The sequence below is a fragment of the Actinospica robiniae DSM 44927 genome (assembly GCF_000504285.1).
Taxonomy (GTDB): domain Bacteria; phylum Actinomycetota; class Actinomycetes; order Streptomycetales; family Catenulisporaceae; genus Actinospica; species Actinospica robiniae.
The window spans coordinates 95,107-114,630 of record NZ_KI632511.1; the positions used below are offsets into that span (position 1 = coordinate 95,107).

The window sequence follows — 19,524 nt, forward strand, 5'->3', positions numbered from 1 at the left end:
CAGCGTAGCAGCAGAATTGAACGCGTTCAAAAAGTGGCATAGGGTGGGCCGCATGGCAGAATTCAGCTACCCGGAGGTCGGGGCGACGCGCGACGGCGGCCCCCTGCCCGCAGGATACAAGCACGTCAAGTACCGAGCACAGGTCGGGCGAGGCCGCGACGCGTTCGAGCAGGCGTCGAGCATGGTGCTGGAGTGGCGGATGCACGCCGCGTTGCACCTGCGCCCGCGGCCGGAACGGCCACGGGCCGAGCCCGGCAGCCGGGTCCAGCTCGCGCTCGGGCCGATCCGGGCTCAGTGCGCCGTGGTCTGGGCGCTGGACGAGCCGCGGCGCCGCGGCTTCGCCTACGGAACGTTGCCGGGCCACCCGGAGTGCGGCGAGGAGGCCTTCCTCATCGAGTGGGACGACCACGATGACGTCTGGCTGACGATCACGGTATTCAGTACCGGCGCGGCTTGGTATACCCGTGCGATCGGCCCGTTGGTGCCGTGGTTCCAGCGGCTCTACGCGGTCTGCTGCGCGGCAGTCGTGCGACGCGCGGCGAATTCAGCGGGCAGTGCGGGTGGTGCGGGCGAGCACTGCGCGACCGGGGCGCGGGCCGAACATGACGGCGCGTAGGGCCGGGGTGTACATGCGGATGATCTCATCGGAATTCATCGAGGCGATCGGCTCGAGGCGCAACAGGTAGCGGGTGAAGATCAGTCCGCCCATCTGCGCGCCGAAAAGCGCCGCCCGGCGCCGGCCCTCGACCCCGCCGAGGCGCTCGGCGAGGTGGGCGAGCAGTTCGCCGTGCATCGCCTCGCGCACGAGCTCGCCCATCCCCGGGTCGAGCACGACCCCGCGCAGCATCGCGACCAGCGGCTCGCCGGTGCACGGGTCGTCCCACGCCTGCAGCAGCGCGGTCAGCGCCCGTTCGGGCAAAGTGGCCAGGTCGCCGGGCAGTTCCTGGCGGGCGACCTCGAGCGGATTGGCCGTCAGCGCCAGCGCGGCGCCGAACAATCCGCGCTTGGAGCCGAAGAAGTAGCTGATCAGCGCGGCGTCCACGTCCGCTTCGGCGGCCACGGCGCGCATCGTGGTGCCTCCGTAGCCGTTGGCCAGGAACAGGCGCCGGGCCGTCTCGAGGATCTGCTCGCGCGTGTCCGGTCCCCCGGCCCTGCGCCCGCGCCCGGGCGATTTATTCATCACGGTTGAAATGGTGGGCCCGCCGGAGCGAACGTTCAAGCACGGCCCGCCCGGGCCGGCGCCGAAACCCCGCACCGTCAAGGAGACCGAGATGCCATCCGCAGCCGTACCGATCCCCGCGCCCGGCCCCGTCGGAGTAGGTGGTGGGCGCGCCGACGCCGGCCCGGTACGCCACGGCCCTGTGCTCGCGGTGACGTGTCTGGCCCTGGGCACCGTCGTCGCGGCGATGGCGTCGCTGAACGTCGCGCTGCCCTCGATCGCCCGCGAGACGCACGCCGGGCTGACGCAGCTGACCTGGATCATCGACGCCTACAGTCTGGTGTTCGCCTCGCTGCTGCTGCCGGGCGGCGCGCTCGGGGACCGGTTCGGGCGTCGTAGGACCCTGTTGATCGGTCTAACGGTGTTCGGCCTGGCGTCGGGAGCGGCGGTGTTCACCGCCACCCCGGCTGTGCTGATCGCGATCCGTTGCGTGCTCGGCTTCGGCGGGGCGCTGGTGATGCCGGCCACGCTGTCCACGATCACCAGCACCTTCCCGCGCGAGCAGCGCGCACGCGCAGTGAGCGTGTGGGCGGCCGTGGCCGGGGCGAGTGCGATCGTGGGCGTGCTGACCACCGGCGCACTGCTGACGCAGTGGTCGTGGCGCTCGGTGTTTCTGCTCAACGTCGTGCTCGCCGCGGCCGCGCTCGTCGGCACCATCGCGGTCGTGCCCGAGTCGGCCGACCCGGACGCCCCGCGCGTCGACGTGGTCGGAGCGTTGATCTCAGTGGTCGGGCTGTGCGCGCTGGTCTACTCGGTGATCGAGGCGCCCGAACGCGGCTGGGCCAGCCCGGCCACCCTCGGCGGCCTCGGCGGCGGGCTGGTGGTCATGGCCGTGTTCGTGGCCTGGGAACTGCGCCGGCGCGACCCCCTGCTCGATCCGCGGCTGTTCAAGAACCCGGCGTTCGCGGCCGGCACCGCCTCGATCACGTTGCAGTTCTTCGCCTTCTTCGGCTTCATCTTCGTGATCATGCAGTACCTGCAGCTGGTGCGCGGCGACGACCCGCTGCCGGCCGCCGTCAGCGTGCTGCCGATGGCGGCCGGGCTCATCCCGGCCTCCCGCCTGGCCCCGCGGGCCAGCGAGAAGTTCGGCGCCCGCGCCTGCTGCGCGCTCGGGCTCACGCTCGCGGCGCTCGCCCTGGCCTGGCTCGCGCAGATGAACGCCACCACCGCGTACTGGCACCTCGCCGTCGGACTCGTACCGCTCGGGGTCGGGATGGGGCTGGCGATGACGCCCGCGACCACCGCCGTCACCGACGCCCTGCCGCCCGCGCTCCAGGGCGTGGGCAGCGCGGTCAACGACCTGTCCCGCGAGGTCGGCGGCGCCCTGGGCATCGCCGTGCTCGGCAGCGTGCTGAGCGCCGTCTACCGGGCGAACCTCCCGCTGCCGCACATGCCCGTCGCCGCGGCCGACGCCGCCCGCTCCTCCCTCGCGGTGGCCGCTAACATGGGCGGCCCGGTCCGCGCCCAGGCCCAAAGCGCCTTCCTCGCCGGGATGCAGTCAGCGCTGCTCAGTGCCAGCGCAGCCGCACTGCTCGGCGCGGTCGTGGTGGGAGTGCTGCTGCGCCGCCGCAACGCCGGGACGGCGCAGTAGCGCGACGGGTCGTGCTGGCGACGTCGGACCTACCCGCTGAAGACGGCCTGCTCTACCCCTTGGTGGTCCGAGCAGGCGCCGCGGATACCGCCGGACATACTGAAATCACCATCGTTACATTCGACCATGTAGCCTTTGCCGTTCCAGAAGCTGGCAATGCACTGGAAGTAGCTGCAGACGTCGGAGGCGGGGCTGGTGAGGTGGCCACCGGTGCCGCAGAAGCTGTAGCCGTAAGGGTTCTTCGGCGCGCCGCACGTGGACTTTTCCGCCGCAGCCTGCGTAGTCGCCGCGTGCGTGGTCGGAGTCTTTGTGGTGGGAGCCTTTGTGGTCGCAGCGTGCGTGGTCGCAGCATGCGTGGCTTGAGTCGTCGACGCCGCGGCCTTGCTCGGAGACGGTTTGACGGCACTGGGTGACGGCAAGGCCGAGGGCGACTGGGACGGCGCGACCGCGGTGGTGGCAGCTGTCGCGATCGGGCTGGTCGAGTTCTGGCCGGCCGCAGGGCTGAGAGAAACTGTGGTCGGGGGCGTGGACGTCGTGCCCGTCATCAGGAGGATGAGCGCCCAGACGGCCGTCGCGCCGGATATGAGACCACGCCGCCTGACCGACCAGTCCCCCCGGAGCCACAACAGCACGAGCCCGACCGGGAAGACGAAGATCAGAAGCAGCGTCACATAGCGGGTCCGCCCGTACCAGGGCATTGTCGTCGAACGCTGCGGGGCGAACGACGTACCCGGCCGCTCGTCGTCGCCCACCCACATCCGCCAGCCGGACGGCGGCTCAGGCCACGACGGATCGGGGCGCCAGCCCGGAGGCGGGGTCCAGCCCTCCGGCGGTTGCGGCCAGCCCGGCGGCGAATTGAACCTCATTGATGAACCCCTCCATGGCCAAATGCACTGACAGCCGTGAACCGCGCAGACGTGCACCAGGTGTGGTCAGCGACGCCTGGCGGACTGCGCTGGAGAGGCTATCGGTGCACGCATATGGTTAGTCAAGCCTTAGTCATGACTTAACCAAGCCGCGGCTGGGGATCGGGCGCGCGCGGCGCTCGCGCAGGTGAGGTCAATCAGGGGCCATATACGCACCAAGACACTGGGCCGCGCTGTCTCAGCCCCAGTGGGAAGAGTCTGGCGGGTCTTGAAGGGTAGCCAACTGGTAGGGCGGATCACGATCGACGGTTCCGACTTTCCCTGGCTGGAAGGAGGTCTTCGAGCCTGAGCCGACCATGAGGCTTGGGAGGCCGCCTACGACGTGATCTCGAAGTCGATGGCCATGGAGTCGCCGGACGGCCCGGTCGCGGAGTTTCTGCTGCATATCAAGGGAGGCCGCGCCTGGTTCCGTTGGAACGATGAGCCATTCGCATCTGACTGACTAACGCGAAGTGATGATCGGCTTAGGGCTCGGGGCGTGGTGGCCTGCCGGGTCGGGGTGGTCGTCGGGGTGTGGGCGGCCGCTTCGCGTCGCCTGGTTCGTCTGACCACCCCGCCCACCCGTTGCGTTCGCGGGTGAGCTGCGGTTTCAAGCTTTCGCCTCCGGCGCGGGCCCTTCCCTCGGAGAGAATGCCGGGGCTTCGTGGGTGCCGGCGTTGGCGGGGCGGGCTGTTGTTCGGGATGGTGGGGTAGCGGGGGCGTGCTCTCTCCTCGGCCGGTCCCCGGAGGCAATCAGGAACCTGCCGGGAGCTCAAGCGGCGGAGATTTCCGCTCATGCTCGATCTTGCATCGCGCCGCTTGACCTCCCGACAGAACCCTGATCGGGCTTCGCCTGCCCGACCGAGGAGAGAACACACCCCCTCAGGGAGCAGCGCGAGCTGCGCTCAGGCCGAGTCCCGTCCCGCGGGCCCGGTCGCGCTCGATGCGGAAGGATTCTGCATCGCCGTCCCGGGTCGCTCGTTCCTTCTCTCCTACTTCAACGCCGGGGAGCGCGCCCGAGTTCCCGGAAACTCCAGTATTTTTCCTTATCCGGCGAAAGCCGGATCCGCGGCTTTTGTCGGTGGTGGCGTCTAGCATGGAAGAGTACAGGGGATCGGCACGTGCGACGGGAGGGTGGTGGACGGGATGGCCGCGCAGACAGCGTCAGAATTGTGGCCGAAAGCGGTGCAGAAACTCCCCTCGGCGTGCGACCGGGCCACGCGATCCCGCGCAGTCTCTGAACACCGGGCGAATCCGACCGGGGCGATGCAGAACTCCACCGCAGGCACGACCGGAGCACCGACGCCTCCGCCCGGATCGAGGACCAGGTTGGCCGGACCGGGGCGATGCAGAATCCTTCCGGATCGAACACGGCTGGCCTGCGGGATTCTGCCGCGAGCTCTGGGATCGGGGTGGATCGCACGAGGGCGGTGCAGAATCTCACATCAGGCGCGACCGAGCACCGACGCGTTCGCGCGGATCAAGGGTCGGGATGGTCGGATCAGGGTGATGCAGAATCCTTCCGCACCGAGCACGACCGGGCCACAGGACGGGATCCGGCCCGAGCGCAGCTCACACCGGACCTCAGGGGGTGGGCTCTCTCCTCGGTCGGGCAGGCGAAGCCCGATCAGGGTTCTGCCGGGAGGTCAAGCGGCGCCCTGCAGGATTCACCATCAACGGAATCCACCGCCGCTTGACCTCCCGACAGGTCCCTGATTGCCTCCGGGGACCGACCGAGGAGAGAGCACACCCCCGGCACCCGACCACCCCGAACCCCAGCCCGCCCCGCCACGCCAGCACCCACACGACCCCGGCAATCTCTCCGAGGGAAGGGCCCGCGCCGGAGGCGAGATCTTGAAACTCCAGCCCACCCCGCCAACGCAACGGGTGGGCGGGTTTACAGGCGAAACGGACGACGCGAAGCGGCCGCCCACACCAAGACGACCACCCCGACCCGGCAGGCCACCGAACCCCACAAGCCCCAAGCCGATCACAACTTCGCAGTAGAGCAGTGAACCGCTTCAGTCCCCTGCCACCGCGGCCGGGGTGGGCAGTGCGAGCGGGGTGTGGCCGGCGGCCTTGATGCGGCCGTCTTCGAGCAGGTAGAACGTGGGGAAGGCGCGGCCTTGCAGCGCGGCGACGAGGTCGGTCGCGGCTTGGCCGGTAACCAGGGTGGTGACGTCGCCGAGGGCGGCAGTCAGCTCGTCGAGATGGCCGCCTTCGCCTTGGACGGCGACGAGGATGTCGGCGGGGCCGCCGGGCAGGTTGCGGGCGTAGCCGACGGTGGCGTCGAGGGCGGACATACAGGCACTACAGTTGGTTGACATCATTGCAACGATCTTCGTGCCATGCTTTAGCGCCGCGTTGTCGGCGGGGACCTCGCCGATCGCGCTGCCGATCGGCAGCAGCTTCTCGGTGTCCCTGCCGAGACGGGAGGAGACCTCGCGCAGCCTGCGGATGACGGCGTCGACGAGGATGAGGTTGAGCACGCACAGGACGCCCACCACGATCACGGCGGCAGTGAGAATCGGCATGAGGAGGGATCCCTTCCACAGTGGCGCCGGCCGCGGTTGACGGCTTGCGCGGCGGGGCCATCAGCATGTGTCGACCGGCTACCGGGCCGTTACCAGTCCACTACCGGTCCGTTGACGAGGGCCTTGAGCCTCAGGGCGGAGTTGCGGGAACGTGGGGGCGTGCCCATGCTGCAGGCCGCGCTCGTCGGCGCGGGAATAGTCGTCTTGGCGTTAGCCGCGGTCGCCGCCACGGTTCGGCGCAGGCTGACGGTCGTGCTGGTGGACGGCGAGAGCATGAGCCCCGCTCTGTCCTCCGGGGACCAGGTGCTCGTCGCGCGCTCTAGCCGCTCCACCCGGATCTCGGTCGGCGACGTGGTGGTGTTCCGGTACGCGAGCGGGCCTGAGGAGAAGCTGATCAAGCGGGTGGCCGCCGTCCCCGGGGACCTCGTGCCGCGGAACGTGCTGGGCGCTGTGGACGCGCAGCCCGGGACGCGGGTGCCGCAGGGGTTCCTCGTCGTGATCGGCGACGGCGTGCAGAGTACGGATTCACGGGATTTCGGCTACCTGGCTGCCGATCAGGTGACCGGCGTCGTGCTGCGCCGGCTCTCCGGATCCGGGCGGCGGGTCTCGATCCCGGCCCGGGCGGACGCCCGCGCGGACACCCGGCCGGCCGCCCGCCCGGCTCACGGCGTCGCGCCCTCCGGATCGAGGCCCGACGCGGCGCCGTGACGGATCACGGCGGCAAGCCGCTGGAGCGCCGGGCCCGGGCTGACGCCGAGTTCGTCGCGCAGGCGGGAGCGCCCGGACTCGTAGCAGGCGAGCGCGGCGTGCCGCTGGCCGAGGCGCAGGTAGGCGCGGATGAGGATCTCCCGTGCGCGCTCGTCGAGTGGATAGGCGTCGACTTCGGGGCCGAGCTGTTCGATCGCGCGCAGCGCCCGGCCGAGCCTGAGCTCGAACCAGGCCCGATCCTGCACCGCGATGGACCGCAGACCGTGGATCCGCACCACGTGGCGTTGCACGTGCTCGCTCGATATGTCCGCGAACGCGGGTCCGCGCCAGCATCCGAGCGCCCGGTCGAGCACCTCGCAGGCCTGCTCGATGTCGTCGGCAGCGGAGAGTGCGGCGGCGTGCCGGACCGCGGCGGTGAACTCGTCCAGGTCGCACCGGTAGTACTCGGTCTGCAGCCGATAGCCCGGCGGCCTCGTCACCAGCAGCTCCGCCGCCCGCACGGGACGCAGCAGCTTCCGCAGGGTACAGATATGCCCCTGCACCTTGAGTACCGCCGAGGGGGGCGGGCACTCGCCCCAGACCCCTTCGATGAGGCGCTCGGTCGGGACGAGGGTTCCGGCCCCGAGCAGAAGCAGCGCGAAGACGGTGCGGGTCTGCGGGCCGCGCAGCAGCAGCCGCTCGCCGCCGCGGTCGAACACCTCGAGCGGGCCGAGCACGGAGATCTGGACGGCCTCGTCCGCGGGGGCCGGGGCGTACACGCTCATCGGTGGCCTCCGCTCGAGTCGGCGGGCGTGAGCTGGTAGCCGGCGGCCTGGGTGCGGAACAGCTCCGCGTAGACGCCGTCGGCGAGCATCAGGCTCTCGTGGTCGCCGCGTTCCACGATCCGACCCTCGCGCAGCACCACGATCTGGTCCGCCCCTCTGACCGCGGCCAGCCGATGCGAGATCAGCAGGCTGGTCCGCCCGGCGCGCAGCTCGCCGATCCTGGTGTGGATCTGCCCTTCCGCCACGGCGTCGAGACCCGAGGAGGGTTCGTCCAGGACGAGCAGGTCGGCGTCGCGACGCAGCAGGGCGCGGGCGAGTGCGACGCGTTGCCACTGGCCGCCGGAGAGGCTGGTGCCGGGCGTCGGACGGGCCGGGCCGGGGGCGGCGGCTCGGCGGACCGAAGCGGCTCCGGCCGAGGAGGCGCCGACGGCCTGGGTCGGCCCGGACGAGGTGCCGGGCGTGGCGAACATGCGCCCGAGCATCGTGTCGTAGCCCTCGGGCAGGGCGGCCAACTCGGCGTCGATGCCCGCGGCGTTCGCGGCCGCCCGGATCCGGTCGAGGTCCGGCGGTCCGGGCTCCAGCGTCGAGACCTCGCCGACGCCGATGTTCTCGCCGGCAGTCATCGCGTAGGTCATGTAGTCCTGGAACAACACGCCCACGCGCCGACGCAGCGCCTCGGGGTCCAGCTGCCGGATATCGATGCCGTCCCACGTGATCACGCCGCGTTCGGGCTCGTACATCCGGCACAGGAGTTTGACCAGCGTGCTCTTGCCGGCTCCGTTGAGTCCGACCAGGGCGGTGGACGTGCCGGCCGGCAGGGTCAGGTCCGCGGCCCGCAGCACCCAATCGCGGTCGGCGTGATAGCGGAACCAGACGTCGCGCACTTCGATGCCGATCCGCAGCGGTCCCGGATCGGTCGGGGCCGCGGCGACGTCGTCGGGTGGCGCGCCGACGATCCCGTGGTAGACCTCGTATAGAGCCAGCGCCGGACCGAGGCTGGTCACCTGCATCAGCAGGCCGGCCAGCGCGGCCTGGACCCCGGCGAGTGCGGCCAGCAGCAGCGCGAGGCTTCCGACCGGAGCGTGCCCGGTGGTGATCCGGTCGGCGGCGCCGAAGAGGGCTGCCGCGGCCACGCAGGCCGTCAGCAGGGCCAGCCCGCTCTCGGTCCACACGGTCGCCCGGTCGACCGCGCGATCCTTCCGCTGGCCGGCGGTGACCTCGTTGAGCAGCCGGCGGCGCAGCAGCGGCCCGAGCCCGAAGAGCCGGATCTCCGTGCCGGCGCGCGCATCGAGCATCAGCATGCTGTAGAACAGCTGCCGCCGCATCAGGGGGCTCATTGCCCGCTGCACCGCTTCGCGGCGGCCGGACAGTCGCAGCTGCGCGATCAGGGCCGGCACGGAGGAGGCCAGCACCAGCCAGGTGACCTCCGGCGAGACGGTCCACAGGCTGACCAGATAGCCGGCAGTGGTGATCGCCGGCTGCGCCGCGCCGATCAGCCCGTGCACCAGCTGGGTGATCCCGGAGGTGATCGACTGCTGGGCCAGGCGTACCCGGTCCTGGTACGCCGGATCCTCGAGCTCGCCGATGCCGACCGGGGCGAGAACGGCGCCGAACAGCCGCGACATCCCGCGTACGGTGGCGCGCCGGCCGAGCTCGCGGTCGGCGTACCGGTCGGCGTACTGGGCCACCGCCATCACGAGTCCGACCAGGCACAGCAGGGCCAGCGGGAGGGTGAGTCCGCGCATGCCGGAGTCACTGACCATCCGGTTGACCACGACCATGGTCAGCCAGGCGACGGCGACGGGCGAGGCGCCGCCGACGAGCGTGGTGGTAAGTTTCACCGCCAGGGCCGTCGGCGCGGCGCCGGCGAGGTCCGCGCAAGCGAGCAGCAGCAGACGTGCCCGCCCTCGGCGCGACCGCGGGTAATCAGGCTCTTGCGACACTGAGGTCCTTCCCCACACGATGGGCCGACACGGCGAGGCCCGCACAGCAGGACGCCGCGTCAGTCGCGGTTTGACAGGGAACGAATTCGCCGCCGCGGTGGGGTGCCGAGCTCGAAAGGCGCGGTCGGCGCGGTCGGCCGGAGAGAGCGGGAATCGCGCCGTGGCCGATGCCGGCGAGCCGTCGAGCTCACGCCATCAGCACACGAATCTTCGGCCCGGATGAGGCGGGTGGCGCCTCGCCGGACCGTGCTCGCTCAGTGTCCGGCGCCCCGGCGGGTCACCGGGACGCCGCAGGTGTTGCGCGGTTCCCCGGCCGTGCGGCGGTGCGAGTCTGGAGTGACGCGGCGCAATCCGCGCGCAACGCGAGCGCAACGCGCCCCGGCTTTGTATCGTCGAGCTCGAAGATGCTCCGGCGATTGAGCGGTGGTGGCTTTGAGGTTCGGGTTGCTGGGGCCGTTGATGCTGGCCGATGGGGCTGGTGATGAAGCGGTGCCGGTGGACGGGGCGCGGCTGCGGGTGCTCTTCGCCGCTTTGCTGCTTCGGGCCAACGCGGCGGTCTCGACGGAGGAGCTCGCGGAGACCGTGTGGGACGGCGATCCCCCGCCCGGTGCCGCCCGTACGCTGCGCAGCCATGTCGGACGGCTGCGCCGGCTGCTGGGCCCCGAGGGCGAGCGGGTGGAGGCGCGGGCACCGGGCTACCTGATCCGGGTGGAGCCGCAGGAGCTGGACGTGCTCGAGTTCGAGCGGCTGTGCCGGGCCGTGGGCGCGTCGCGGCGCGAACACGCGTGGAAGGCGGCCGAGGACGCCGCCGACGAGGCGCTGCGTCTCTGGCGCGGCGATCCGCTGGTGGACGTGCCCAGCCAGCTGCTGCGCGACAACGTGGTGCCGTGGCTCGAGCGGATGCGGATCGAGCTCGTCGAGGACCGCGCCGAGGCGGGACTGAGTCTGGGCCGGCACGAGGCTCTGGTGGCGGACCTGCGCGAGACGGTGGCGGCCTACCCGCTGCGGGAACGGCTGCGCGGCCAGTTGATGCTCGCGCTGCACCTCAGCGGGCGGCGGGCCGAGGCGCTGGCCGCGTATCAGGACGCGCGCAGGGAGCTCGTGGCGAAACTCGGGGCCGAGCCCGGCCCGCACCTGCGGGGCCTGCACGAACGGATCCTGGCCGACGAGGTCGAGGAGGTCGTGCCGTCCGATGCCGCGAAATCCGCGGGCACGCCGAAGCGGGTGACGCCGCGTCAGTTGCCCGCCGCGGCAGGGTATTTCACCGGCCGCCGCGAGGAACTGGACCGCATCATCGGCCTGGTCGACCCGCCGCGATCCGCTGACGTGCCGGGCGGCACGGTGGTGATCTCCGCCATCGACGGGATGGCCGGCGTCGGCAAGACCGCGCTGGCGGTGCACGCGGCGTACCGGCTGGCCGATGCGTTCCCCGACGGGCACCTGTTCGTCGACCTGCACGGCCATACCAAGGGTGTCCCGCCACGTGAGCCGGCCGCCGCCCTGGGCACGCTGCTCCAGGCCCTGGGTATGCCCGCGCCGCAGATCCCGGCGGATCTCGAAGCGTGCGCCGCGCTGTACCGGGACCGCCTGGCCGGATCCAGGACCCTCATCGTGCTGGACAACGCGCTGGACGAGGCGCAGGTGCGTCCGCTGCTGCCCGGCGCACCCGGCTGCCTGGTCCTGATCACCAGCCGGCGCAGGCTCAAGGGCCTGCACGACGCCCAGGTGGTCGCCCTGGACGTGCTGCCCGAGCGGGATGCGGTCGGCCTGCTGCGGACGCTGATCTCATCGGTGGACGCCACGGCCGACGAGCCGACCCTGACCGAGATCGCCGAACTCTGCGGGCGGCTGCCCCTCGCACTGCGCATCGTCGGTGCCCTCCTGCGCCACCGTCCGGCGTGGACCGCGCACTACCTGGCCGGTCTCCTGCGCGACGAGCGCGGGCGGCTGGCCACCCTGGCCGACGGCGACCACGATCTCGCCGTCGTGCTCGACGTGTCCTATCTCGGCCTCGGTGAGCAGCATCGGCGGCTGTTACGCCGGCTGGCCCTGCTGCCCGGCCCGGACTTCGACGCCTTCACCGCCGCAGCCCTGCTCGGCTCCGACTACGTCGCCGCGGCCAGGCAGTTGGAGGACCTGGTCGATCACAGCCTGCTGATCGCGTATCTGCCCGGCCGCTATCGACTCCATGATCTGATTCGCGCCTACGCCCGAGGGCTGTCCGAGGCCGATCCGGAGCCCGAGCGCGCCGACGCGCTGGACCGGCTGCTGCACTATTACGCGCACACCGCGCTGCGCGCCTCAGTCCCCATCGCCCGGCACCCCCGGCCCGGGCCGACGGGATCCGCGCCGATCCACTCCCCCGCCTTGTCCGACCCCGACGCGGCCCGCGCGTGGCTGCGCGCCGAGCGCGAGAACCTCGAGGCGGCGCATACGCTCGCCCGGTCCCTGGGCCTCGATCGCCACGCCGTCGCCCTGGCCGCCGGAATGGCCGAGATCCTGCAGACCGACGGCCCTCTCACCCGTTCCCTGGACCTGCACCAGGCCGCCGTCGAAACCGCCGAGCGCCGGGGCTGGGCCGCCGCGCACGCCACCGCGCTCGGTGAGCTGGGCAGCGTGCGCCGGCTGACCGGAGACCTTTCGGGGGCCGCGCAGGCCGAGACGCGCGCCCTGGAGATCTGGCGTGCCGTCGGAGATCGCCACGGTGAGGCGGCCGCACTGACCGAGCTGGGCAAGGTGTGGTGTCTGACCGGGGATTATCCCGGCGCCACGGCAGTGCACGCGCGCGCGTTGGAGATCTACCGGGAGATCGGGCAACGACTGGGCGAGGCCGCGGCCCTGGCCGAGCTGGGCCGGGTGCGGCTGCTGACCGGGGACTACCTGGAGGCCGCCGAGAAGTGCACGCTCGGCCTCACCCTGTTCGGCGAGATCGGCCATCCCCTGGGCGAGGCCGACTGCCTGATCGGCTTGGGTCGGGTGCGGCTGGTGATGGGCGAACTGCCCGGAGCCGGGGACGCCCTGGCCCGGGCCCTGGAGATCTACCGCGCGGTCGGACACCGCCACGGCGAAGCCAGTGCCCTGATTCTGTCCGGGAACGTGCGGCGGCTGACGGGCGATCTGTCCGGCGCCGCCGACGTGGCGGCACTGGCCCTCGAGATCTACCGGGAGATCGGCCACCACCACGGCCAGGCCGACGCCCTCGGCGATCTGGGGCGCGTGCGGGTGGCGACGGGAGACCCGTCGGGCGCCGAGGACGCGTTCGCCAGGGCCCTGGAGATCTACCGCACGATCGGCCACCGCCACGGCCAGGGCAATGTCCTGATCGAGCTGGGCGGCGTGCGGCGGCTGAACGCGGACCTGTCCGGCGCCGCCGACGCCGCGACCCTCGCCCTCGAGATCTACCACGGGATCGGCCACCGCCACGGCGAAGGCTCCGCGCTGGTCGAGCTCGGGCGGGTGCAGCTGGCCGCCGGGGACCCGCCCGGCGCCCGGGACACGATCGCCCGGGCACTGGAGATCTTCAGCGAGACCGGCAACCGCAACGCCGAGGCCTGGTCCCTGAACTTCTACGCCGCGGCCGTCGCCGCCGGCGGCGACCAGGCCGGCGCGCTCACGCTCTACGAGCGGGCCCGAGCCGTGAATCAGGAGCTGGACAAGCCCGACGACGAGGCCCTCGCCCACGAAGGGCTGGGCGAATGCCGGCTGTCTCTGGGCGAGACCGAATCAGGCCTCGATGATCTGCGCCGGGCCCTCGCCCTCTATGAACGATTGGGGATGACTCCTGACGCCGAGCGGATTCGGCAGCGGCTCGCGGCGTGCCATGCGTAGGTGCTGAAACTTTCGCACCGCGGCGTCCGTGGGACGGGCGCGCAGTCATCGACGGGCAATCTCCGGTGTATCCCGGCGCGATAGCGTTGCCCGCTCTTGCGCGCCGCGTCCTCGTTCCCAAGGAGATCGCCGTGATGTATCTGCTGCTCGGCACCCGCTCGCTACTCGGGTGCGTGTTCCTGGTCTCGTTCGTGGGCAAGGCGTGGGGACGCACGCGCTATGACGGCTACCTGGCCGCGACCCGCCGGCTGATGCCGCGGTGGGCGGCGTCCCGGATCCCGGCGCGCGCGGCGGCGCCCGGCATCCTCGCCGCGGAGGCCGCCGTGCCGGTGCTGCTGGCCGTGCCCGCCTCAGTGCTCGCGGGCCTGGCACTCTCGTGTGTCCTGATGGCCGTCTTCGCCGCTGCCACCGCGGCCGCGCTGCGCCGCGGGGAGAACGCGCCGTGCCACTGCTTCGGCTTCTCGCAGCGCGAGCTCACCAGCGGGCATGTGACGCGCAACGTCGTGCTGGCAGTCCTCGCGTTGGCCGGTGTCATCGCCGGGACCTCGTCGGCCGCCCGCCCCGTCGCCGCGGTGGACGCGGCCGTGGTGGTGGCGCTGGCCGTCGTCTTCGCTCTGCTCTTCGCGATCGCCGACGACCTCGCCGACGTCTTCCGCTCCGCCGGCTGAATCAGGGCCGTGTATCCGCGCGCGACGTGCGGTGTGCCGTGGCGCCCTAGCGTGGCGGATCGGTCGGCCGTATATCAGGAGCCGACCATAGTCGAGCGGAAGGAGTCGAGCGGATGCTCAACCTGCTGGAGAGGATGGGCGACCGGATGCTGGGCCGCTTCGTCCCGAGGGTGCCGGCCCACGCCACGCAGTGCAGCGCCGGAGGGTCCTGCGGGACCAACCGGGTCTGGTGCTACTGCGAGTACCCGCCCGGAAGCAAGTACTGCGCCGCCGCCGGGGCCAAGTGCCTCTGAGTTAGGCCTGGCCGCAGTGCCTGCGGCCGTCCACGGAACGTCCGGGCCGGCCCCTGCGGCCGACCCGGACGGCCGATACCGACGTGAACGACAGACCCGGCCTCCGGAGGCTCCCCCATGCACCCGCTGCTGATCGCCCTCGCCGTCTTCGCCTGCGCGGTGAGCGTCCTGAACCTCGTGCTCGTGCTCGGCGTCATACGGCGCCTGCGCGAGCACGCCGACCGGATCTCCCGGCTCTCCCCCGAGCCGCCGAACCCGATGCTCGCCGTCACCGAGCGGACGGATCCCTTCGACGCGGTGACCGTCGAGGGCGATCACGTCTCCCGGGCCGCGCTGTCGGGGCTGACGCTCGTCGGCGTCTTCTCGCCGAGCTGCCCGGCCTGCGAGGAGCGGCTTCCGCGATTCCTGGACTTCGCCCGCTCCTTCCCCGGCGGCCGCGACCAGACCATCGCCATCGTGGTGGGCGAGCCGGACGAGGCGGCCGACCAGGTCGCCGTCCTGTCTCCGATAGCCCGGGTCGTGGTCGAGGACATGGAGGGCTCGATCACCAAAGCCTTGAAGGTCCGCGGTTTCCCCGCGTTCGGCATCCTCGACGACTCGGGCACCATGGTGTCCGCCGGGACGAACACGGACTGGCTCAGGATTCCGGCAGGAGTCTGAGTCGGAAATGCCATCGACGGCTGATTCAGAGCCCTTACGGGTGCCGAAGCTCGCCGCTCTGCGCACGGCGATTCAGGGCACTGCGCGCGCGACAGCCGATGCAACGGCTCTCGCTTGGAGCGCCGGGCGCCATCTCGTTCTCGCCCAGGCCGCGGTCGCGTTGCTCGGCGCGGTGCTGCCGGTCGCCGCGGCCTGGCTGAGCAAGGACACGCTCGACCTGATCGCCGCGCCGGGCCGCCACAGCGGACTGCTCGCGGTCGGCTCCGCGCTGGCGGGGGCGGGACTGCTGATCGGCCTGCTCCCGCATGCCGAGCGGTACGCGCGCGAGGAGTCGCAGCGGCGCACCGGGCTGCTCGCCCAGGACCGCTTGTTCGCCGCCATCGAAGACCTCGTCGGCCTGAGCAGGTTCGAAGACCCCGCGTTCATCGACCGGTTGCGCCTGGCGAACCAGGCCGGCGGCGTCGGGCCGGGCGCGGTGGTGACCGGTGTGGTCGGCATCGGTCGCGGGGTACTGATGTCAGCGGGCTTCGTCATCTCACTCGCCGCGATCAGTCCGTGGGTCGCGGTGGCCGTCATGCTCTCCGCGGTGCCGGCGTTGATCGCCGAACTCGCCCTGGCCCGGCGGCGGGCCGCGACGATGTGGCGAATCGCGCCCTCGGTGCGGCGCGAACTGTTCTTCCAGCACCTGCTGACCTCCGTCCAGGCGGCCAAGGAGTTGCGACTGTTCGCGGCCGGCCGTCACCTGCGTGACCGGATGGCGGTCGAGCGCCGCTCGGCGAACCTGGCCCAGCGGGACATGGACCGACGCGAGCTGGCCGGCCAGACCGGACTGGCCTTGGTCACCGCCGTCACGGCGGGCGCCGCGTTGCTCTGGGCCTTGGCGGCGGCCGGGCAGGGCCGGTTGACAGTCGGCGATGTATCGCTGCTGATCGGTTCCGTCGCGGGCATCCAGGGCGCGCTGTCGGGGCTGGTCACCGAGGTCTCGACCGCGCACCAGCAACTGCTGGTCTTCGGCCACTTCCGGGCCGTGCTGGCCGGCGGCCCCGATCTGCCGGTAGCCGCGAAGCCCTCCCCCACCCCCGCGCTGCGCCGTGGCATAGAACTCAGAGGCGTGTGGTTCCGCTACTCCGACGCTCATCCCTGGGCCCTGCGGGACGTGAACCTGAGCATCCCGTACGGCTCCTCGGTGGCGTTGATCGGCCGCAACGGCGCCGGGAAGAGCACCCTGGTCAAGTTGCTGTGCCGGCTCTACGACCCGCAGCGAGGCGCAGTGCTCTGGGACGGGGTGGACGTGCGCGACCTCGACCCGGCCGAGCTGCGAGAGCGGATCGGCGCGGTGTTCCAGGACTTCATGTGCTACGACCTGACCGCCCTCGAGAACATCGCCCTCGGCGATCTCGGCCGCGCCACCGATCGCGAACGGATCCACGCCGCCGCACGCCGGGCCGCGATCCACGACACGGTCGCGGCGTTGCCCCGCGGCTACGACACGCCGCTGTCCCGGCTCTTTCCCGCCGACGACGACGATGACGAAAGCGGCGGGGCAGGCGGCGGGTCCGGCATGCCGCTGTCCGGCGGCCAGTGGCAGCGGCTCGCCCTGGCCCGCGCGTACCTGCGCGGCGAACGAGACGTGCTCATCCTGGACGAACCGAGCTCGGGGATCGACGCGGAAGCGGAGCACGAGATTCACCTGCGCCTGCGCGAGCTCCGCGCCGGACGCACCAGCGTTCTGGTCTCGCACCGGCTCGGCGCCGTCCGGGACGCGGATCTGTTGGTGGTCCTGGAAAACGGGCAGATCGTGGAGCGCGGCACGCACGCCGAACTCATCGAGGCGGACGGCCGCTACGCCCGGATGTTCGAGACCCAGGCCCGGGCGTACGCGGTGGGCGCCGAATCTCCGGTGCGACAGGAGGTCGGGTGATGCAGGGCACGTGGATGAGTATTCTGATTGCGACGTCGATCACCGTGCCGGCGCTAGCGATCGGCTGGTATGCCGTATGGGTGCTGCGACGGAGGCTGGTGGTCGTCGACGTCCACGGAGCGAGCATGGAGCCCACGCTCCGACAGGGCGACCGCGTGTTGGTCAGACGGATACCCGCGGAATCCGTGCGCACCGGCGACATCGTCGTCATCGAGCGAAGTGGCGCCGGGGCGGCCGCGGAACAGCCGCTGCAGTTGGATCGGCTGGATCGGCGCCGGGACTGGGCCATCAAGCGCGCGGCAGCCGTGGCCGGTGACCCGGTGCCGGCTTCGGTGGCGGCCGCGGCCGGTGTCACCCCGGGAACGGCGGTGCCCGCGGGATTCCTCGTCGTACTCGGCGACAATCCCTCCCGCAGCGCCGATTCTCGCGTCTGGGGCTATCTGCCCACGGAACGGCTGCTCGGCGTCGTCCGAAGAAGGCTGGACGGCCGATAGCAGGACACGTCGACGTCCCGGGGCACGGGGCGTGTCCTCGCGCAGTGTCTTCCCGGTTCGTCCTGCTCCTCACCGCGGTCAAGCTGTTCGGCCGCGAAAAGGCGCATCAGCTCGCTGATCCGGTATCCGCCCGCGCCCGCGGGCTCGAGGAGGCGCGCGTCGGCCAGTCGACCGAGTGCGGCGGCGGCCGGCACGCGGTCGCAGCCGAGTATCCCAGCGGCCCGATCCGCATCGACGAACGTGCTCCCAGCCCGGCCCAGCCGGCCGAAAAGGCGCGCCGCCCGTTCCGCAGCGGCGCCGGCGGCGCCGGTGGCCTCGGTCAACGCGCGGTAGCTCACTGCGAAACTCGCACGCACGGACAAGCCGTCGCCGCACAGTTCGTCCAGGCGGCACCGCTCGTCCGCGAGGATCTCCGCGAAGGCGGTGACCGACCACTCCGGCCGTGCGGCCAACCGGGTGCCTGCGATATGCAGCGCCAGCGGTAGTCCGCCGCAGGCGCGCACCAACGCATCGATCTGGTCCCGCTCGCCTTCCGTGCGCTGCTCGCCGCACAACGCGGCCAGCAACCGCCGCGACTCGGCCAGGGGAAGCGGCGCCAGGTCGATCCGCATCGCCGAACCGAAGGTGGCCAACACGGACCTGCTGGTGATCAGGACGGGACACGGCGCCAACGCCTGTATCAGGGGGCTCACTTGCTCGGCGCTCGCCGCGTTGTCCAACACGACCAAGGGCTCGGCCCCTGCGGCCTCCCCGCGCAGTTCGCGCAGCCGGCGCAGCGCCACGGCCGGAGCCAGCGGCGCTCGGCCCATGGTCGTGCCACGCAGATCGAGCACGATGCAGCGCGCGTGCCCCAGCCCGTCGAGCACGCGCGCCACTTTCGCCGCAAGCGCGGACTTCCCGATCCCGGCGCCGCCACTGATCACGGCGAGGCGCTGCGCGGCCGGAGCGTGCGGCGCGCTCGGAGCAGCCAGATGGTCGAGCAGGCGGGCCAGTTCATCCGCCCTTCCCACGAACAGCTCGTTCGCCGCGTCCTGCCCGGTACCGTTTATCTTTTCGGCCTGCTCAGCCACGACCGGTGTGAGTATCGCGCGCTCGCGCAACGACACAGAATGCTGAGACGCGAACCACGCCCCGTCCCTGGAAGCGGCGTGCAGCAACGGATCCCGGTGCAGGACGCGCCGGTAGAGCTCTGTCATCTCCGGCCCCGGCGCTATGCCGAGCTCCCGGCGCAAGACCTGCCGCGCCTGTTCGAAGGCTGATATGGCTGCCGCCGGATCCCCGCAACGGTAGTTCGCGACAATCAGTTGACACCAGAATCGCTCGCGTGTCGGGTGGGCGACGGCGAGCTCGTGCAGTCGGCCGACGAGCCGCTCGTGTTCGCCCAGCGCCAGCCGGGCCTGCATGAGGTGCTCCGTCGCACGGTGGCGCTGGTCCTCGAGCGCGGCCAGGCGGCCGGCAAGTCCCTGCGTCCGCGGCACGTCCTCGGCCGCCGCGCCACGCCAGAGACCCAGGGCGGACTCCAGGTACCCGGCCGCCGCAGCGGGATCGCCGGCCGACAACTCGAGCCCGCGACGCATCCGCTGGGCGAAGACGCAGATGTCCGACTCCTCGGCCGCCACCTGCAGCCGGTACCCCGAGGGCGTCGCCGTCAGCCGTCGTGCGCCGGCCGGCCCGAGCGCGCCGTCCAGAGCGGAACGCAGCCGACAGGCGTACGTGCGCAGATTCGCCGTCGCCGACGCCGGCGGCCGCTCCCAGATCAGCTCGGCCAGCCGCTCCAGCGTCACCACCCGATTGGCTTCGAGCAGCAGCACCGTGAGCAGCGCTTGCGGCCGGGCCCCCTTGATCCGGGTCGCGCAGTCCTCGTGCCACACCTGGACCGGCCCGAGAACGGCGATCCGCGTCCGTGCGGCCTCGGCCCCCGCGAGGTCCGCTGCCGATCGGGCCTTTTCCATGCGCCTCCTCGCGGCTGGACGTGGGCGGTCTGCGGCTCACGGCA

15 protein-coding genes are annotated in these 19,524 nt (G+C 71.7%); 9 read left to right on the forward strand and 6 right to left on the reverse strand.

What is annotated here, in order from left to right; all coding sequences use genetic code 11:
* Nucleotides 1-52: 52 nt before the first annotated feature.
* Nucleotides 53-616, forward strand: a complete 564-nt coding sequence (locus tag ACTRO_RS00415) for a DUF1990 domain-containing protein (protein WP_051450070.1) — start codon at nucleotides 53-55, stop codon at nucleotides 614-616.
* On the opposite strand, the gene ACTRO_RS00420 is transcribed toward ACTRO_RS00415, so the two are convergent.
* Nucleotides 545-1,180 carry a TetR/AcrR family transcriptional regulator gene (locus ACTRO_RS00420; RefSeq protein WP_034260386.1) on the reverse strand — a complete coding sequence of 212 codons (636 nt, stop codon included), beginning with the start codon at nucleotides 1,178-1,180 and terminating at the stop codon, nucleotides 545-547. The two genes, ACTRO_RS00415 and ACTRO_RS00420, sit on opposite strands and share 72 nt — an antisense overlap.
* A 91-nt stretch (nucleotides 1,181-1,271) precedes the next feature.
* Between ACTRO_RS00420 and ACTRO_RS00425 the strand changes: the two genes are divergently transcribed.
* A complete protein-coding gene (locus ACTRO_RS00425; protein WP_084316964.1) occupies nucleotides 1,272-2,810 on the forward strand; it encodes an MFS transporter in 1,539 nt (512 codons plus the stop codon).
* A gap of 29 nt (nucleotides 2,811-2,839) precedes the next feature.
* Here ACTRO_RS00425 and ACTRO_RS48475 read toward each other — a convergent pair whose 3' ends face one another.
* The gene (locus ACTRO_RS48475) at nucleotides 2,840-3,562 is read right to left on the reverse strand and encodes a hypothetical protein (RefSeq protein ID WP_211244014.1); all 723 of its coding nucleotides are present in this window, start codon (nucleotides 3,560-3,562) and stop codon (nucleotides 2,840-2,842) included.
* Nucleotides 3,563-5,736: 2,174 nt separating this feature from the next.
* The gene (locus ACTRO_RS00440) at nucleotides 5,737-6,249 is read right to left on the reverse strand and encodes a hypothetical protein (protein WP_034260390.1); all 513 of its coding nucleotides are present in this window, start codon (nucleotides 6,247-6,249) and stop codon (nucleotides 5,737-5,739) included.
* 165 nt (nucleotides 6,250-6,414) lie between these two features.
* Here ACTRO_RS00440 and lepB point away from each other — a divergent pair, with 165 nt between their 5' ends.
* On the forward strand, nucleotides 6,415-6,957 hold the full coding sequence (gene lepB, locus ACTRO_RS00445; protein WP_051450072.1) for a signal peptidase I: 543 nt from the start codon (nucleotides 6,415-6,417) through the stop codon (nucleotides 6,955-6,957).
* On the opposite strand, the gene ACTRO_RS00450 is transcribed toward lepB, so the two are convergent.
* Together ACTRO_RS00450 and ACTRO_RS00455 are read right to left on the reverse strand one after the other, a co-directional pair.
* Nucleotides 6,912-7,721, reverse strand: coding sequence for an AfsR/SARP family transcriptional regulator (locus tag ACTRO_RS00450; protein WP_084315844.1), 810 nt, complete (start codon nucleotides 7,719-7,721; stop codon nucleotides 6,912-6,914). The two genes, lepB and ACTRO_RS00450, sit on opposite strands and share 46 nt — an antisense overlap.
* A complete protein-coding gene (locus ACTRO_RS00455; protein ID WP_051450074.1) occupies nucleotides 7,718-9,664 on the reverse strand; it encodes an ABC transporter ATP-binding protein in 1,947 nt (648 codons plus the stop codon). Before ACTRO_RS00455 ends, ACTRO_RS00450 begins: the two co-directional genes overlap by 4 nt.
* A 426-nt stretch (nucleotides 9,665-10,090) precedes the next feature.
* Between ACTRO_RS00455 and ACTRO_RS42480 the strand changes: the two genes are divergently transcribed.
* The 6 genes from ACTRO_RS42480 to ACTRO_RS00485 all read left to right on the forward strand — a co-directional run bounded on the left by ACTRO_RS42480 (nucleotide 10,091) and on the right by ACTRO_RS00485 (nucleotide 17,528).
* Nucleotides 10,091-13,492: an AfsR/SARP family transcriptional regulator gene (locus ACTRO_RS42480; RefSeq protein ID WP_157435613.1), complete on the forward strand. Its 3,402-nt coding sequence runs from the start codon at nucleotides 10,091-10,093 to the stop codon at nucleotides 13,490-13,492.
* A 134-nt stretch (nucleotides 13,493-13,626) separates the two neighbouring features.
* On the forward strand, nucleotides 13,627-14,160 hold the full coding sequence (locus tag ACTRO_RS42485) for a MauE/DoxX family redox-associated membrane protein (RefSeq protein ID WP_051450076.1): 534 nt from the start codon (nucleotides 13,627-13,629) through the stop codon (nucleotides 14,158-14,160).
* Between the two features lie 113 nt (nucleotides 14,161-14,273).
* The gene (locus ACTRO_RS00470; RefSeq protein ID WP_034260392.1) at nucleotides 14,274-14,453 is read left to right on the forward strand and encodes a hypothetical protein; all 180 of its coding nucleotides are present in this window, start codon (nucleotides 14,274-14,276) and stop codon (nucleotides 14,451-14,453) included.
* Between the two features lie 117 nt (nucleotides 14,454-14,570).
* The gene (locus tag ACTRO_RS00475; protein ID WP_034260394.1) at nucleotides 14,571-15,113 is read left to right on the forward strand and encodes a TlpA family protein disulfide reductase; all 543 of its coding nucleotides are present in this window, start codon (nucleotides 14,571-14,573) and stop codon (nucleotides 15,111-15,113) included.
* Nucleotides 15,114-15,153: 40 nt separating this feature from the next.
* Complete coding sequence (locus ACTRO_RS00480) at nucleotides 15,154-17,034, forward strand: ABC transporter ATP-binding protein (protein ID WP_211244015.1); 1,881 nt, start codon at nucleotides 15,154-15,156, stop codon at nucleotides 17,032-17,034.
* A gap of 14 nt (nucleotides 17,035-17,048) precedes the next feature.
* Nucleotides 17,049-17,528: a S26 family signal peptidase gene (locus ACTRO_RS00485; RefSeq protein WP_034272356.1), complete on the forward strand. Its 480-nt coding sequence runs from the start codon at nucleotides 17,049-17,051 to the stop codon at nucleotides 17,526-17,528.
* Here the strand turns inward: ACTRO_RS00485 and ACTRO_RS00490 are convergent.
* Entirely contained in the window at nucleotides 17,471-19,480 is a 2,010-nt protein-coding gene (locus tag ACTRO_RS00490) for an AfsR/SARP family transcriptional regulator (RefSeq protein WP_034260396.1), read from the reverse strand. The genes ACTRO_RS00485 and ACTRO_RS00490 overlap by 58 nt on opposite strands.
* Nucleotides 19,481-19,524: the final 44 nt, after the last annotated feature.

Coding starts and splice junctions, on each gene's coding strand:
- ACTRO_RS00415 (WP_051450070.1), top strand. CDS start 53: ATGGCAGAATTCAGCTACCCGGAGGTCGGGGCGACGCGCGACGGCGGC.
- ACTRO_RS00420 (WP_034260386.1), bottom strand. CDS start 1,180: ATGAATAAATCGCCCGGGCGCGGGCGCAGGGCCGGGGGACCGGACACG.
- ACTRO_RS00425 (WP_084316964.1), top strand. CDS start 1,272: ATGCCATCCGCAGCCGTACCGATCCCCGCGCCCGGCCCCGTCGGAGTA.
- ACTRO_RS00440 (WP_034260390.1), bottom strand. CDS start 6,249: ATGCCGATTCTCACTGCCGCCGTGATCGTGGTGGGCGTCCTGTGCGTG.
- lepB (WP_051450072.1), top strand. CDS start 6,415: ATGCTGCAGGCCGCGCTCGTCGGCGCGGGAATAGTCGTCTTGGCGTTA.
- ACTRO_RS00450 (WP_084315844.1), bottom strand. CDS start 7,721: ATGAGCGTGTACGCCCCGGCCCCCGCGGACGAGGCCGTCCAGATCTCC.
- ACTRO_RS42485 (WP_051450076.1), top strand. CDS start 13,627: ATGTATCTGCTGCTCGGCACCCGCTCGCTACTCGGGTGCGTGTTCCTG.
- ACTRO_RS00470 (WP_034260392.1), top strand. CDS start 14,274: ATGCTCAACCTGCTGGAGAGGATGGGCGACCGGATGCTGGGCCGCTTC.
- ACTRO_RS00475 (WP_034260394.1), top strand. CDS start 14,571: ATGCACCCGCTGCTGATCGCCCTCGCCGTCTTCGCCTGCGCGGTGAGC.
- ACTRO_RS00485 (WP_034272356.1), top strand. CDS start 17,049: ATGAGTATTCTGATTGCGACGTCGATCACCGTGCCGGCGCTAGCGATC.
- ACTRO_RS00490 (WP_034260396.1), bottom strand. CDS start 19,480: ATGGAAAAGGCCCGATCGGCAGCGGACCTCGCGGGGGCCGAGGCCGCA.